At 44.5% G+C, this 15106-nt stretch carries 14 protein-coding genes; 10 read left to right on the top strand and 4 right to left on the bottom strand.

Annotated elements, in window-relative coordinates; translation table 11 throughout:
- Window positions 1-207: 207 nt before the first annotated feature.
- The 3 genes from Q0230_RS16710 to Q0230_RS16700 all read left to right on the top strand — a co-directional run bounded on the left by Q0230_RS16710 (window position 208) and on the right by Q0230_RS16700 (window position 3269).
- Window positions 208-1407 carry a vWA domain-containing protein gene (locus tag Q0230_RS16710; RefSeq protein WP_298611781.1) on the top strand — a complete coding sequence of 400 codons (1200 nt, stop codon included), beginning with the start codon at window positions 208-210 and terminating at the stop codon, window positions 1405-1407.
- Window positions 1408-1526: 119 nt separating this feature from the next.
- Window positions 1527-1991: a glycine zipper 2TM domain-containing protein gene (locus Q0230_RS16705; protein ID WP_298611778.1), complete on the top strand. Its 465-nt coding sequence runs from the start codon at window positions 1527-1529 to the stop codon at window positions 1989-1991.
- Between the two features lie 132 nt (window positions 1992-2123).
- Complete coding sequence (locus Q0230_RS16700) at window positions 2124-3269, top strand: hypothetical protein (RefSeq protein ID WP_298611775.1); 1146 nt, start codon at window positions 2124-2126, stop codon at window positions 3267-3269.
- 4 nt (window positions 3270-3273) lie between these two features.
- Here Q0230_RS16700 and Q0230_RS16695 read toward each other — a convergent pair whose 3' ends face one another.
- From Q0230_RS16695 to rpoZ, 3 genes are read right to left on the bottom strand one after another with little or no spacing between them, the layout of a single operon-like run.
- Window positions 3274-4788 carry a Ppx/GppA phosphatase family protein gene (locus Q0230_RS16695; RefSeq protein WP_298611772.1) on the bottom strand — a complete coding sequence of 505 codons (1515 nt, stop codon included), beginning with the start codon at window positions 4786-4788 and terminating at the stop codon, window positions 3274-3276.
- A 42-nt stretch (window positions 4789-4830) separates the two neighbouring features.
- Window positions 4831-7020, bottom strand: a complete 2190-nt coding sequence (locus Q0230_RS16690) for a RelA/SpoT family protein (protein WP_298611769.1) — start codon at window positions 7018-7020, stop codon at window positions 4831-4833.
- Window positions 7021-7060: 40 nt separating this feature from the next.
- The gene (gene rpoZ, locus Q0230_RS16685) at window positions 7061-7270 is read right to left on the bottom strand and encodes a DNA-directed RNA polymerase subunit omega (RefSeq protein WP_298611766.1); all 210 of its coding nucleotides are present in this window, start codon (window positions 7268-7270) and stop codon (window positions 7061-7063) included.
- 227 nt (window positions 7271-7497) lie between these two features.
- On the opposite strand from rpoZ, the gene Q0230_RS16680 reads away from it, so the two are divergent.
- The 7 genes from Q0230_RS16680 (at window position 7498) to Q0230_RS16650 (ending at window position 14310) form a co-directional block, all read left to right on the top strand.
- On the top strand, window positions 7498-7929 hold the full coding sequence (locus tag Q0230_RS16680) for a CBS domain-containing protein (RefSeq protein ID WP_298611763.1): 432 nt from the start codon (window positions 7498-7500) through the stop codon (window positions 7927-7929).
- A gap of 216 nt (window positions 7930-8145) precedes the next feature.
- Window positions 8146-10011, top strand: a complete 1866-nt coding sequence (locus tag Q0230_RS16675) for a DUF294 nucleotidyltransferase-like domain-containing protein (protein ID WP_298611760.1) — start codon at window positions 8146-8148, stop codon at window positions 10009-10011.
- Window positions 10012-10171: 160 nt separating this feature from the next.
- Window positions 10172-10651 carry a 4Fe-4S dicluster domain-containing protein gene (locus Q0230_RS16670; protein ID WP_298611756.1) on the top strand — a complete coding sequence of 160 codons (480 nt, stop codon included), beginning with the start codon at window positions 10172-10174 and terminating at the stop codon, window positions 10649-10651.
- A gap of 13 nt (window positions 10652-10664) precedes the next feature.
- The gene (locus Q0230_RS16665; RefSeq protein ID WP_298611752.1) at window positions 10665-12521 is read left to right on the top strand and encodes an aldehyde ferredoxin oxidoreductase family protein; all 1857 of its coding nucleotides are present in this window, start codon (window positions 10665-10667) and stop codon (window positions 12519-12521) included.
- Window positions 12522-12530: 9 nt separating this feature from the next.
- Window positions 12531-13766, top strand: coding sequence for an FAD/NAD(P)-binding oxidoreductase (locus Q0230_RS16660; protein ID WP_298611749.1), 1236 nt, complete (start codon window positions 12531-12533; stop codon window positions 13764-13766).
- Window positions 13767-13769: 3 nt separating this feature from the next.
- Window positions 13770-14024 (top strand): MoaD/ThiS family protein, encoded by a 255-nt coding sequence (locus tag Q0230_RS16655; RefSeq protein ID WP_298611746.1) that lies wholly within the window; start codon window positions 13770-13772, stop codon window positions 14022-14024.
- Between the two features lie 46 nt (window positions 14025-14070).
- The gene (locus Q0230_RS16650; RefSeq protein ID WP_298611744.1) at window positions 14071-14310 is read left to right on the top strand and encodes a hypothetical protein; all 240 of its coding nucleotides are present in this window, start codon (window positions 14071-14073) and stop codon (window positions 14308-14310) included.
- Window positions 14311-14349: 39 nt separating this feature from the next.
- On the opposite strand, the gene Q0230_RS16645 is transcribed toward Q0230_RS16650, so the two are convergent.
- Window positions 14350-15099 carry a molybdopterin-synthase adenylyltransferase MoeB gene (locus tag Q0230_RS16645; RefSeq protein ID WP_298611741.1) on the bottom strand — a complete coding sequence of 250 codons (750 nt, stop codon included), beginning with the start codon at window positions 15097-15099 and terminating at the stop codon, window positions 14350-14352.
- Window positions 15100-15106 lie beyond the last annotated feature (7 nt).

Below are 15106 nucleotides of genomic sequence, written 5' to 3'. Positions count from 1 at the left end.
AGTATTCCGCTAGAAAACAAGCTGAGTAACATAAAGGCATCTGCTAAAACCTGCAAGTTATGCGTGACTTAGCCACCTATCGTAATCTTGGGTGCTTGTTCTGGAAATAACGCCACTCAGTGCTGTCTGGGTCTACATTTTTGTTTAGATAGTGCTAATCTTGGCAACAAGATTCAGAATACCCCATTCATAATGAAGAAGCTTTTTATGTTGCGTGTTTTACTCAGGGTGGCGTTTACCATAGCATTCAGCCCAGCCCTATTAGCGAATGAACCAGTCCTTCCCAGCAATCCAGCGCCTACAGCAGAAACTAGCTCACCCCGTCAAACCACGATGTTGATCTTGGATGGCTCTAATAGCATGTGGGGGCAGCTAAATAATGTAAATAAAATCGTCACGGCGCGCGAAAGTATTCGTACTTTACTGGAAAGTGCTGAAGGTAATATTCAATTTGGCTTACTGACGTATGGGGCTGAAAGCAAAAAAACCGGCTGCAACGACTTTAATCTAGTGGTGAAACCAGAAAATTATGATTTGGTTAAAGTCCTCAAAGAGGTTTACAAACTAAAACCTAAGGGACGCTCACCGATTGCTGCGGCGTTGAAAGAAGCTGCTCAACAGTTACCCACTGAAAATGCGCATATCTTACTAGTCAGCGATGGGATTGAAAGCTGTGAAGGTGATCCTTGTGCTACAGCTAAGCAATTAGTGGAAGCTAATCCAAGTTTGCAAATTGATGTTGTAGGCTTCCGTGCTGAAAAAGAAGCACAGTTAGAATGTATTGCTGAAAATGGACGCGGCGCTTTTGTAGTAGCCACTGACAGTGAGCGTTTAAAAACCTTATTAGCTGGTGTTCAAGCTAAAGCCGTCCATATTACCGAAGCAGCGAAACCTACCCGCACCTTAATTGATAACAAATCTCAACCCGGCAGTATCGAGTTAAATATTTTAGCCGAAGGTAATCCAGAACCTTTGCGCGCTAACTATTCGATCTATCACCCTGATGGTACCAATGTAGTTAACTTTTCAGCGCGTACCCGTGTTACCGAATATTTGCCACCAGGTGAATATCGAGTAAAAACTATTTGGCAAACTGTAGAAAAATCTGAAAATGTCACCATCCATTCAGGTAAAGCGACCCCCTTAACCTTTAATATTGGCCCCACCGGCGAAATTAAGGTGAATGCACTGAATAAGGCACAACAACCAGTCGCTGTGAACTATGCTTTATATACTGCTAAGGGCGAATTTATCTCTCGGCATGTCTTCCAAGAATCGATAAAGACACGTTTGGCGGTGGGGGAATATCGAATTAAAGCACTCTTAGATACAAAAACTTTAGAGGCTAGTCTAAAAGTAACCCAGGACGCTGTAACCAATTACACGTTTAACTTCACGGATAAATAATGCGGGATTTTTAGAACTTGCAGCTTAAGCGCTAGTCTAAGTCAACAGAATAGTTCTGATAGGGCTAATCTAACAAGAACAAGGTTAAACAAATAGCTAATGACAAAGGAGTTTCCTAAATGTTTAAAACAACGACTAAAGTAGCTGCTGTCTTACTGGCTACTAGCTTCGCTTTAGCGGGCTGTAATCCACCGAATAATGCTCAAGGTGGCGCTATGATGGGTGCTGTTTTAGGTGGTGTAGCAGGCAATCAACTTGGTAAAGGCGATGGCAGAGTTGCTGCTACGATCGCTGGTACAATGTTAGGTAGTTACATTGGTGGTCAAATTGGGGCATCTATGGATGCTTACGACCAACAACAAGTCGGTAATGCGATTTATTCTGGTCGCCCAGCCACTTGGCAAAATCCAAATACTGGCTATAGCTATACAGCGACTCCAGGTAATATTTACAACTCTAATTACCAAGGCCAGCAAACTGCTTGCCGTCCAGTCACTGTCGTCGGTTACATCAACGGCCAACAGCAAAACATTCAAATGAATGCTTGCCGTGGTGCTAATGGTCAATGGCAAGCGACTAACTAAAAACATTCCCGCCTTTGCAGACACACCCTCTGCTATGCTAAATAGCAGAGTGGTTTTCACTAGCTCAAGCTTTACTAGACGAGCTAATCTAAACTTCTTAATAGCTTTTTTTAGCTCGCTGGAGAGAGTAGTTTGGGTTTTGCTGATATTATTTTTCTGTTTTACATCATTCTGGGGATTTTAGGCTTATATCTGCTTTGGCAGTGGCTATTAGGCTATATTATCCATCTCGACGTCGCCCCAGAAAAACGTGGCTTAATCACTTTAGTAGTGGTCATGCTAGCTGGCCTGATTTGGCTTAGCTATGCTTTTAAACTGAATCATTGGCGCCAAACTACTACGCCTAGTCCAGTCACCGCTAGTAATCCAGACTCGATTTTAGCCGAAGATGTACTCAATCAGCCGGTGGAAAATCTCACCGAAGAACAAAAACTAGCCCGTTTTGAGCAAGAAAACTTCCCTGATTTATATGATAACCGTACTGCTTTATATCGAGATATTAGAGGGTTAGACGAGTTCTTTATTAAAATTAAACAGTTTGCCCCTTCAGTACCCAAGCAAATCCCGCTACTCAATCGGATCTATCAATTACGCCAAGATACCCATAAACGCTATTCACAACGCTATCTAGAAGTGAGTCAGCAGCTACGTAATTTTTGGGTGCATTACAGTACTGGTAATAGTGAAGATGCCTTACAAAAATTTCAGCCAGTCGTTGCACGTTTAATCAAAACTATTCAGCAAACTCGTGGCGATGATTTAGATAATCAAGGCAAACAAGAGCAGTCTATTATTGAAGCCATGCGTGTGGCCGAAACGATGCTCAAATCCAATAAGCTACCCACAGCACAGCAGGGGCTGACCTCTTATAAACTCGATAATCGCCAGCGTATTATGGATTGGTTAGACAAGAATGGCTCAAGCAATGTAGTAGAAAGCCTAACGATGCTGACTAATCAGCGTGCACATATTTTTCAACAAATTCAAACTGTTAAAAACTACATACAGCGCTATCCTGATTTACCGCTTGGTCGGACTTTGCAGCTTTGGCAAAATGCCTTGCAACACAATCTTTATGCTGAATATCGCCTACTGTATGCAGTTGAAATTCCTGCTAGTTTGCAACAATTGGGTGTTGACTTACCACCCAAACAAAGCGCTCATTTGGATGCCACCCTTGAGGTACAAATTCCGAATATTTTGAAATTTGTAAATGACATGGTCACACAGGCTGAAGAAGCTTATGCGCCCACCGCCCCCAAAGTGAATGGGCGCTAAGTGCTTAGATTGAATATTTCAGGCGAAAATTAATCCCTTTTAAGAATTTCTTTTCTTCCTCCAAATCCGCTACCAATAAGGGACGCTCACGCTCAATATCTTCAAAAATTAGATCGAGAGCTTGCTCGCTTGCCTCAAGCTTTTCGATACTTAAAGCAGATTGCCCACTGCGATCCCGATGCAACAGGACTGCCAAGCGTAAAATTACACTCAAATATACCGCTTGTTGAGAGCGCTTTGCTTCCAGACCTTCAAATAGCTGTGGGAAAATTTTCCGTCGATGGGTGCGGACTAGTAAGCTCAACCAATGCTGTTCTTCAGTGGAAAAGCCTACTAAATCAAAATGATCTAATAAATAGCCACCATGTTTATGATAACTACTGTGCGATACTGCTAAACCGATTTCGTGTAAATCGGCTGCCCAGGCCAGCACTTCACGTAGTTCTATGGATAATTTCCAAGGCGCTTGGCAAGCATCAAATAATTCCAGAGCAGTTTTACGCACGGCTTGTGCATGTACAACATCAACTTGGAAGCGGCTTTGCAGATTTAATACCGCTTTACCCCGCAAATCTTCTTGATGCATGCGGTTAATGCGTTCATATACCAAACCTTCACGTAAGGCACCTTCGGAGACCAACATTTGCTTAATATGTAGTGCTTCAAAGGCACTGATGAGAATAGCTAAACCACCAGCAAAGATAGGTTTACGATCCTCACTTAAGCCAGGTAACTGCAACTTATCAATCGACTTGGCAGCTATCATCCGGTTTTGGATTTCATACATATGCTCAAGCGTAATGCCGAAATTCGCTAAGCCGGCTTGTTGGATCACTTTTTCTACTGTTTTAATGGTCCCCGATGCACCATTCGCTGCCTCCCAACCAATATCACGGTAACTTTTCTGAATTGGCATTAGCTCTAAATGGGCAGCAGTAATTGCTTCTTTCCAGCAACTTTTTTCCAGCGAACCATTGGGGAAAAACCGACGCGTACTACTGACACAACCCATGCGCAAACTTTCGGTGTAAAGCGCTTCATAACCCTGACCAATAATCAGCTCAGTACTCCCCCCACCTATATCAATCACAAAACGGCGGGCGGCTTGATCTTCAGTAGCACTCAAGGAATGAGAAACACCCAAATAGATTAGACGCGCCTCTTCACGCCCACTAATCACTACAATCGGATGTCCGAGGGTATCTTCGGCTAAATCTAAAAAAGAGCGTGAATTACGCGCCATGCGTAAGGTATTAGTACCAACAGCGGACACTTCAGTAGAAGAAAAATCACGCAAGCGCTCACTAAAGCGGTGTAAGCAGTCTAAGGCACGCAGTTTGGCTTCCATTGATAAATTACCAAACTCATCCAAACCACCACCCAAACGGACTGGTTCACGCAGACGATCAAGAATACGTACATTCCCTAAAGAATCTACGCTCACTACAATCATATGAAAACTATTTGAACCCAAATCAACAGCTGCAATCCGCTGTTCGTTTGCTATTAAACCCGACATGACGACTAATCTCCCGCTTGGCTGACACAACAGCCTTACGGTTTAATCGTCTAGGCTTGTTGGTTTGTGTTTATCTGCGGCTTCTAAGCGCTTTACTTTAAGAATAGAGGGCACTCGCTCGACTTGATGAATAATCTCCTCCAAGTGAGCTAAATCACGCACCCATAACACCCAATTAGTTTCCTTAACCCGACGATCACCGCTAGTATTCACTGCCTCAATATTAACATCTAATTGATGCATTAATTGAGTTATGTGGTGTAAAACGCCGACCACATTATGAGCATGGGTTTGAATCCCTGCAAGGAAACATGGCTCATTGGACTGTGGCTCTGCCCAAGTGACTGATAAAATATCAATCGGGTCTACCTGCGAATGTAAGACTGAACAACCATCCCGATGCACTTCTAAACCATTTTTAGCCGTCAAGGTGGCTAAAATAGCTTCTTGCGGTAAGGGGTAACAACAGGTCTGAAAATGAATCGCTAGACCTGAAGTACCCTTAATAACCAAAGGTGTCTCACTATCACCAGCAGCGAGAAAACTACTATTCGAGTTTCCTTCCATACTAATCAAGCGTTGTGCCGTTAAACGCGAACATTGGTCATTATGCACAATCGCCATAAAAAGCTGATCAAGATCCTGATAATTTGAGATATGCAAAAACTCATTTAAAACAGCTGGAGTAATTTTACTTAAACTCGAGTAGCGATCATGTAGGGCTTTATCCAATAAGCGCCTACCTAAATCCAGCTGATCAGCTGTAGTTTGCTGGCGCAACCAATTTCGAATCGTAGCGCGCGCACGCCCAGTCACTACGTAATTTAACCAAGACGGTTGGGGTACAGCCTTGTCATCTGTCAAGATTTCAACAGTTGAAGTATCTGGAATGCGTGTGCGCAAGGGAACTTCTTTGCCATCAATTTTGGCACCTGTACAGTGCAAACCTATTTCGGTATGAATCGCAAATGCGAAATCAATCGGGGTAGCACCACGGGGAAACTCTTTCATCTCCCCTTTGGGTGTAAATGCATAAATCTCAGTGCGATATAAATCAGCTTGCATATCGTCATAAAACTCCGATGCATTACCTGCTTTAGAACCTAAATCACGTACCTGTTCCTGCCAGCGTTTTAAAGCTTCTTGGGTGAATAAGGAACGTTGGCCTGCATTTTGCCCGGGATAACGCCATTGTGCGGTAATACCGAATAAGGCAGTTTGGTACATTGAGCGCGTTTGAATCTTTACGGCTACTGGGCGGCGCTGCCCCGAGGGAATCAAAACAGTCTGTAAAGCTTGATAGCCATAGGATTTGGGGGTAGCAATAAAGTCTAAAAATTTGCCTGGGCGCGGACGATAAGTCGCATGCAAAATACCTAAAGCACGATAACACTCATCAACAGTACCAACTAACACCCGCAGCTCAATGAGTTCTTTATCCTCATCAAAAGACTCACCGTTTTTCATACTGTCATAAACACGGTAGAGATTTTTATCAGGGATGAAGACTAAAGGATTAGAGATGGTTTCGCTTAAACGTTGACTTACTGTATTTTCAACAGTTTCGCTCAGCTCTTTGACAGAAGCTAAATAGCGATCTAATTGCGCCCTTAAAACGCAGTAACGCCAAGGGTATAAATGCTCAAAAACTAAAGACTGCATTTCACGGCGTAAGGCATTCATCCCCATCCGATGCGCGAGTGGAATATAAATATCCAAAGTTTCTTTACAGATGCGGCGGCGGGAAGCGGGCTTTTTATAACCTAAAGTACGCAGATTATGCAGGCGATCCGCAAGTTTAATAATAACCACGCGGAAATCGTCTGACATAGCTTGCATAAACTTTTGGAAACTTGCCTTTGAAGCTGCATTCTTATCTAAGAACTGTTCAGATTCTAATTTAGTGACACCTTCAACCAAATCAGCTACGACTTTGCCGAAGCGATTTTCTAAATCGCTATAACTATAATCAGTGTCTTCTAAAACATCATGTAATAAAGCGGCACAGACTGCATCTGCGTCAAGATGCATGTCTGCCAAAATGCGCGCAACTTCTAAAGGATGGGTGATATAGGGTTCACCAGATTTACGCGTGATACCTGCATGTGCTTGTGCCGCCAACAAAAAAGCCTCGTAAACGCGAGAGCTTTCTTCTGGGGTCATATAGCGCTCAACCGTCCGTGTCAGATCATTCGCGCGAAAAAAATCATTCGGAGGTACTGAGTCGTTCATTGCCGAGCCCCTCAACATATCGCCCCTTCCTTGTGGATAACTAGTCCACGTCAAAATCCTGGGTACGCTTCTTGTTTAATAAACCAGCTGCAATTTCACGCAAAGCAATCACAGTAGGCTTATCCCCTTCTTCATCAATTAAAGGTTGGGCACCATGAGAGATATCGCGTGCGCGTTTGGCTGCTTTTAGTACTAACTCAAAATTGTTCTCTACATACGGTAGACAATCTTCAACGGTAACACGTGCCATATTCAATATTCCTTACAGAAAGTTTTGGAAAACTTTCTATTCTAACTGAGTGTTATCAAAAAGAAATAGCCGATTGTATGCTCATATCTTTATCTTGGGATAGTTTACCCATTGAATAAACTATGGCACTCTTCAGAAATACCGAAAAGATAGTCCTATGCTATAGTGCACTGCAGCATCACTCAAGTTAGTTTTACGCAACCAAAGAAACCTACGAGGGAGAGGATATGAGAACAATCAGGGAGTTTTTAAACAGTGCAAATCAAACTCTATCAACAGTTGTACCTGATGATACCGTCTATCATGCACTCACAATTATGGCAGAACGTAATTTAAGCGCCCTGCCAGTCGTTAAAAACAAAGAGTTGATTGGGATTATTTCAGAGCGTGATTACGCAAGAAAGGTCATTTTAAAAGGTAAGCGTTCACGGGAAACCGCTGTCAGTGAGATTATGACTGCTAAAGTAGTGACGATTGAACCTGATAAAACCGTCAATGATTGTATGGCGATTATGACTGACCGCCGAATTCGACACTTACCAATCGCGACTAAAGAGGGTGAAATGATTGGTATTATCTCTATCGGCGATGTGATGAAAGTCATTATGGAAGAACAGCGCTTCATGATTGCTGAGCTTCAACGATATATTTCAGGTTAATACCTCGGTTTAGCATGCAGTCTCGCCTACTGCATGCTCAATAGCTCCAATCTACTTGCTCACCAAGCCAGTACTTCTAGTGTTCTCTACTGTCCATTCGGATAATTTTTGCTACATATCAAGTTCATAGTAAGCTAAAAGCTATACACTTCTATTATTGCAGTGCAGCATTTAATGTGCGCACCACAGATTTAAAATTTAGTTTGGAACGCTAGCATGGACAAAAAGACCCTCGAAATCCGCGACTATATGGCACAGAGCCTGCCATTAAAAGGACTTCCCATCGCCACCCTGGATGAATTGGCCAGCGCTGTAGAGGAAATCAGTGCAGTGCAAGGCGAAACCATTATGCGTATTGGTAAAACCAATGATCATGTGTTTTTAATTCGCTATGGTGCAGTCGAATTAGTCCGTGAAGATGGCATTTTACATGGACGTTTTGGGGCTGGTGATTGGTTTGGTTACCGCTCGGTGATGCGAGGTGGCGAAGTCAATTTAACGGTACGTGCCCTAGAAGACTCTTTATTTTATACCTTATCTGGCACTTTATTCATGCAGCTATTAGAGAGCTATCAGCGCTTTGCTAGCTATTTCTCTGAGCATAAAGCAGATCGGGTGCGTAATGCTTTGCAAGAACTACGTAATACCGATAATCACGCCATGATTACCCTGCATGTTAGTGACTTAATGAAACAACCTATGTTGGTGCCTAAAGCCACTACGATCCAAAAAGTGGCGCAGCAAATGAATGAACATAGCTCGCGAACCGCGTTAGTTGTGGATGAATTACAACATCTAGCAGGCATTGTCACTGATGCTGATTTCCGCTCGATTGTCGCACATGGCTTAGATATTCATCAGCCGGTGACAGAAATCATGACTTCAGAGCCACTGACCTTAGCGCCAAATAATCAAGCTTCGGAAGCTTTACTTTTAATGGCGCGGCGCAATATTCGCCATGTACCCGTGATTGATCAGGGGCAGATTGTAGGGGTAATTTCTGCAACTGATCTTTTACGTGGGCAAACCCATAGTGCAATTTACTTAGTGGCTGACATCTATTGCGCACAAACGGTTGCGCGCTTAAGTGAATTAAGCAAAAGCCTGCCAAAGGTGTTAGTGGGTTTAGTTAAACAAAGCCTGCCTGCTTATGATATTGGACATGCGATTACTTCGATTGGACAAGCCATTGTCCGCCGTTTAATTGCGATGGCGGAGCAGCAATTCGGTAAGCCACCAATTCCTTATGCTTTCATTGTGGCAGGTTCAATGGCACGCCGTGAGCAAACCGCCCATACCGACCAAGATAATGGGATGATTTTGTCGGATGCTTATAATGAAGTGGAGCATGGTCAGTATTTCCGTGAGGTTGCCAAATTTGTCAGCGATGGTATGAATGAATGCGGTTATGTCTACTGTCCTGGCAATATCATGGCCACCAATGACCAATGGCGGCAACCGTTAGCGGTGTGGCGTAGTTACTTCCATAACTGGATCGATACGCCTAACGGCCAAGCCTTATTAAATGCCAGTATCTTCTTTGATTTGCGCTGTCTGTATGGAGATTGCAGCTTACTTGACTCCTTACAAGAAGATTTCTTAGCTAGAACTAAATCGAGAACTATTTTCCAAGCCTTTATGGCGAGTAACGCCTTAAGCCATCGCCCGCCGATTGGCTTCTTCCGTAGTTTCGTGCTGGACAAAGAAAGTGTTGATAGCGACGAAAAAGGCATGGACATGAAGAAACGCGGGGTTGTACCAGTCATTGATTTAGCCCGTGTTTATACCTTAGCGGGTGGTTTGCATGCGGTGAATACCTGGGAGCGTTTAGATGCGATTGCCGCTAGCAATGGTATTACCCAAGTAGATATTGATGATCTCAAAGATGCTTTTGAATTTATTAGTATGGTGCGCCTACAGCATCAAGCGAAACAAATTGAGCAAGGACAAAAACCGAATAACTATGTGCCGCCGGAAGAATTATCAGCTTTAGAGCGGCGCCATTTGAAAGACGCCTTTGAAGTCGTATCCAACTTGCAAGGCTTTATGACGACACGTTACAAAGCTGATAATTTCCGCTAAGTCACCCAACGGATCAGTCTAAGTGCTCCCAACTCAAGAGCACTTAGACAAGTTCTCCTTCAAACACCAACCTTAAACCAACCTTGTGCTTTAATGATGGATAGCAGCTATAAGTTATTTTAAAAAATGCTGTCTTGTCACGGTTAATGGAGGATGATCGATGCAAAAATCATTACATATCGACCCGGAGAAATGCACCGGCTGTCTGCAATGCGAAATGGCCTGCTCTTATGAGAATGAAGGCATTTTCAACCCCTCTAAGTCCCGCATTAAAGTTTTTACTTTTCACGATGAAGGCCGTTTTGTGCCTTATACCTGCACACAATGCGATGAAGCTTGGTGTATGCAAGCCTGCCCTGTCGATGCCATTGTGCTTAACTTTGTTACTGGTGCGAAAGATATTCTCAATGACCGTTGTGTCGGCTGTAAGGTTTGTACGATTGCCTGCCCTTTCGGTACGGTCAATTACAATACTGCTACCGGTAAAGTTATTAAATGTGATCTCTGCGGTGGTGATCCAAAATGTGCTGAAGCCTGTCCAACCAGTGCGATTACCTACATCGATGCCAATGCAACTGGCTTAGAACGGATGCGCATGTGGGCTGCCAAAACCGATACTCAAGTTTCAACACACGCCTAAGGAGGATTAGAAGATGGCATGGACTAAGAAAATTCTGCGCGTCAATCTAACAGATGGCGTGATCAGTGCTGAACCGCTGAATATGGAATGGGCACAACAATACTTAGGTCAGCGTGGTTTAGCTACGCGCTATTTTGTGGAAGAAGTGGATGCGCAAGTTGATGCATTAAGCCCTGATAATAAATTTATCATGGCAACTGGCCCCCTGACTGGCACGATGGCCTCTACCGGTGGACGTTATTCTTGTATCACTAAAAGCCCGTTAACCGGCACGATTGCTTGCTCGAATTCTGGCGGCTTCTTTGGTGCTGAAATGAAAAATGCTGGCTGGGATATGATTATCTTCGAAGGCAAATCCCCTACTCCTGTTTACTTGTATGTGGAAGATGATCAGGCACGGCTGATTCCTGCGGATGATCTCTGGGGTAAATCAGTTTGGGCAACGGATGAGGAAATTCATAAAAAACATCAAGACCCACAAATTCGGATTGCTTGCATTGGGCGCGCGGCTGAAAGTGGTAACCTATTTGCTGCCGTCGTGAATGATTTACATCGGGCGGCGGGACGCTCTGGGGTTGGTACGGTATTGGCTTCTAAAAATGTGAAGGCAGTTGCTCTGCGCGGTACTCGCGGTGTGGGCAATATTAAAGACATGAAGCGCTTTATAGATACCACTTTCGAGCATAAGAAAGTGTTAGCAGCCAATGCAGTCACCGGTGCTGGCTTACCCACTTATGGCACACAAGTGCTGATGAATGTCATCAATGAACTAGGTGCTCTACCGACACGGAATATGCGGGAAGTCCGCTTTGAAGGCGCACATAGTGTTTCTGGTGAAGCAATGCACGAGCCACGCGCTTCGGATGGTAAGAAAAATCTAACGCGCAATGGTGGCTGTTTTGGTTGTACGATTGCTTGCGGACGGATTTCGAGCGTTGACCGTACTCATTTTAGCGTTAAAGACAAACCTCAATACTGGGGCAATTCTGGCGGTTTAGAATATGAAGCAGCTTGGGCACTAGGGCCAGATACTGGCGTGGATGATCTGGACGCACTGACCTATGTAAACTTCCTCTGTAATGAAGATGGTCTTGACCCGATTTCCTTTGGTTCCACCGTGGCGGCTGCTATGGAGCTATTTGAAGATGGTGTCATTACCACTGAACAGACAGGCGGAATTGAACTCAAATTTGGCTCCGCCGAAGCCTTGGTCAAAATTGCTGAATTAACTGCACGTGGTGAAGGTTTCGGTAAAGAAATTGGCTTAGGCTCTAAGCGTTTGTGCGAAAAATATGGCCGTCCCGAACTATCGATGACGGTTAAAGGTCAAGAGTTCCCTGCTTATGATCCCCGGGGTATTCAAGGCATGGGTTTGACTTATGCTACTTCAAATCGTGGGGCTTGCCATTTACGTAGCTATACCGTGTCTTCTGAAGTGCTAGGTATCCCCATCAAAACCGATCCTTTAGCCACTGACGGCAAGCCAGAACTTGTTATTGCCTTCCAAGATGCGACTGCAGCGGTCGATTCGTCAGGTTTATGTATCTTCTCAACCTTCGCTTGGTCGCTGGATAATATCGCTCCCCAGATTGATGCCGCTTGTGAAGGTGATTGGTCAGTTGAAAAATGTGCTGAAGTAGGCGCACGGATTTGGCAATTAGAGCGTGATTTTAATATGCGTGCCGGTTTAACGGGGGCTGATGACACCTTACCGAAGCGTTTATTGAAGGATGCGGCTAATGTAGGCCCTGCTGAAGGTAAAGTCTGTGACTTAGGTGCAATGTTACCGAAATACTATGAATTGCGTGGATGGACAACGGAAGGTCAACTTACTCCAGAAACTCGGCAGCGTTATGGCTTACCTAGTTAAGGATTGCCTATGAATTATGTGATCATTGGCACCGGCCCTGCCGGTGTTGTGGCCGCTGAAACCTTGCGGCAACGCGAGCCTACATCAGCTATTACCTTAATTGGTGACGAGCCAGAGTTGCCGTATTCACGCATGGCCATCCCTTATCATTTGATTGGGGATATTGCCGAAGAAGGAACGCATCTGCGTAAAGCACCTGCTCATTTTGAGCGTGAGCGGATTCAGCACATTCAACGCCATGTGACTAATATTCAAGCCAATACTCATCAACTGACTTTGGATGATGGCTCACAACTTAGCTTTGATAGATTGCTAATTGCCACCGGCTCGCGGGCAGTACGCCCACCGCTTCCGGGCATGGATCTAACGGGGGTAACGAATTGCTGGACACTCGCGGATGCTCGGCGAATTATTGCTAAAGCCAATGCCGGTGATGAGGTGATTCTCATGGGTGCAGGTTTTATTGGCTGTATTATTCTGGAGGCTTTAGCTAAGCGTGGCGTCAAACTCACGGTAGTGGAAATGGAAAACCGTATGGTTCCCCGCATGATGGACGAGCAATCGGGTGGCTTATTGAAGCGCTGGTGTGAGCAGCAAGGTGTGCGGGTGCTTACCTCTACTAAAGTGAAATCCGTCAGTATTGCAGGTGAAAAACTTGCTGTTGAATTAGACGGTCAACCAGCTATGCAAGTGGACTTACTCATTTGTGCAACAGGAGTGAAGCCGAATATCGAACTGGCTAAAGGGTGGTTACAAACGGGGCATGGGATTCTAGTCAATCGTCGCTTGCAAACCAGCCATCCTGACATCTTTGCAGCTGGTGATGTAGCTGAAGGTAGAGACTTTTCTACCGGCGATTATAGTGTACAAGCAATTCAACCCACTGCGGTAGAGCATGGTTTTATTGCCGCAACGAATATGTCCGGCGGTAATTACCTGCACCAAGGTAGCATTAATATGAACGTGTTGGACACGATGGGGCTAATCTCGGCCTCCTTTGGTTTGTGGCAAGGGGTTGAAAATGGTGAATCAGCAACCTTAAATGATCCTGAGCACTATCGTTACATCAACCTGCAATTCAAAGGGGATCGTCTAGTAGGCGCGAATACCCTAGGCATGACCCAACATATTGGGGCTTTGCGCGGCTTGATTCAAAATCGTACCCGCTTAGGTAAATGGAAAGCTCATTTAATGGATAACCCCAGCCGCTTTATGGAGGCTTATTTGCAGCAGCGTGTTGCTTAAATTATGCAGATTACTTTGAAGCTTTACGCACATCTTGGCGACCTGTTACCAGCTGGCTCTAAGCAGAATAAAGCTATGATCGAAGTTCCTGAGTCGATTAGCTTAAACGAGCTAATCGACCACTTTCACATACCTCGTCCAATGGCGCATTTGGTACTAGTCAATGGCGTGTTTGTCTGTGATAGGGATCGTGATCAGCCTTTTGCTTTAAAACCGCAAGATGCTGTCGCTATTTGGCCACCGGTTGCAGGAGGTTAGACTGCCAGCTTTATATCGAGAAATGGGTTTTACGCGGGCAGAATTCATGCAAATTCTGCCTTCTGCTTTACGCAATTATACCTATCAGATCACAGATAAGCTGATCACTATTCAGGTCGCACAAGGCTCAGTCACAATAGAATTACAAACTGAAAGAATACGCCGTATTGCCTTACTAGCCCTTCCCTATTTGCCCATGACTATCAGTTTTATTGATCTAGACGAGACTGAGTTCAAGCAGTTTTTGACACAGTTTGATCTCTATTATCGTCGTGGTGGTGGCTAGTTGTATAAATTAACTGCGAGCTTCACCTAAGAAGCAGTGCTAATCTTTAGCACAAACTGGACAATCTGCACGTTTGGGTACACGAATCACCGTCCACTCCATACTGAGCGCATCGAATAACAGCATCCGCCCTGTTAAAGATTCGCCTATTTGGGTAAGCAGCTTAATCGCTTCAATCGCTTGCATACTACCCAGCACACCTAAGACGGGGCCTAACACCCCATTAGTACTGCAAGTTTGTGGCAAGTCTGCAAGCTTGCCATAGAAGCATTGATAACAAGGTGAAGTTTCAGTGGCCTGAAACACCCCAATCTGCCCCTCAAAACGAATCGCTGCTGCCGAAACCAAAGGTTTATTAGCTTTTACACAGGCTGCATTAATTGCTAAACGAGTCGCTAGATTATCGGTGCAATCGAGTACTAAATCAGCTTGTTGCACTACAGCCAGCAGTTCATCTCCAGTGAACGCCTGCTGATGAATTTCAATTTGAATCTCAGAATTGATAGCTTGTAAACGCTGTTGAGCAGAAATAACTTTAGGTAAATCTACTGTCGCTTCGCTATGCACAATTTGCCGTTGGAGATTACTTAAATCGACAGTATCAGGATCCACTAGGATGAGCTTGCCAATACCACTAGCGGCTAAATACAGGGAAACTGGAGAACCTAAGCCACCCAAACCAAAAATGAGCACACAAGCTTTTAGTAAGCGCTCTTGGCCTTGAATATCAAATTGCGGTAGGAGAATTTGGCGGCTATAGCGCAAGAGTTGCTCATCGCTTAAATCCATACTCTTT

The organism is uncultured Thiothrix sp., assembly GCF_937876535.1.
Lineage (GTDB): Bacteria > Pseudomonadota > Gammaproteobacteria > Thiotrichales > Thiotrichaceae > Thiolinea.
The sequence above is the reverse complement of the archived record's forward strand: the minus strand, read 5'-3'. Positions and strand labels throughout refer to the sequence as shown.

What these genes read in the sequence shown, in the direction of transcription:
- Q0230_RS16710 (WP_298611781.1), top strand. Translation starts at nt 208, where the DNA reads ATGTTGCGTGTTTTACTCAGGGTGGCGTTTACCATAGCATTCAGCCCA.
- Q0230_RS16705 (WP_298611778.1), top strand. Translation starts at nt 1,527, where the DNA reads ATGTTTAAAACAACGACTAAAGTAGCTGCTGTCTTACTGGCTACTAGC.
- Q0230_RS16695 (WP_298611772.1), bottom strand. Translation starts at nt 4,788, where the DNA reads ATGTCGGGTTTAATAGCAAACGAACAGCGGATTGCAGCTGTTGATTTG.
- Q0230_RS16690 (WP_298611769.1), bottom strand. Translation starts at nt 7,020, where the DNA reads ATGAACGACTCAGTACCTCCGAATGATTTTTTTCGCGCGAATGATCTG.
- rpoZ (WP_298611766.1), bottom strand. Translation starts at nt 7,270, where the DNA reads ATGGCACGTGTTACCGTTGAAGATTGTCTACCGTATGTAGAGAACAAT.
- Q0230_RS16680 (WP_298611763.1), top strand. Translation starts at nt 7,498, where the DNA reads ATGAGAACAATCAGGGAGTTTTTAAACAGTGCAAATCAAACTCTATCA.
- Q0230_RS16675 (WP_298611760.1), top strand. Translation starts at nt 8,146, where the DNA reads ATGGACAAAAAGACCCTCGAAATCCGCGACTATATGGCACAGAGCCTG.
- Q0230_RS16670 (WP_298611756.1), top strand. Translation starts at nt 10,172, where the DNA reads ATGCAAAAATCATTACATATCGACCCGGAGAAATGCACCGGCTGTCTG.
- Q0230_RS16665 (WP_298611752.1), top strand. Translation starts at nt 10,665, where the DNA reads ATGGCATGGACTAAGAAAATTCTGCGCGTCAATCTAACAGATGGCGTG.
- Q0230_RS16660 (WP_298611749.1), top strand. Translation starts at nt 12,531, where the DNA reads ATGAATTATGTGATCATTGGCACCGGCCCTGCCGGTGTTGTGGCCGCT.
- Q0230_RS16655 (WP_298611746.1), top strand. Translation starts at nt 13,770, where the DNA reads ATGCAGATTACTTTGAAGCTTTACGCACATCTTGGCGACCTGTTACCA.
- Q0230_RS16650 (WP_298611744.1), top strand. Translation starts at nt 14,071, where the DNA reads ATGCAAATTCTGCCTTCTGCTTTACGCAATTATACCTATCAGATCACA.
- Q0230_RS16645 (WP_298611741.1), bottom strand. Translation starts at nt 15,099, where the DNA reads ATGGATTTAAGCGATGAGCAACTCTTGCGCTATAGCCGCCAAATTCTC.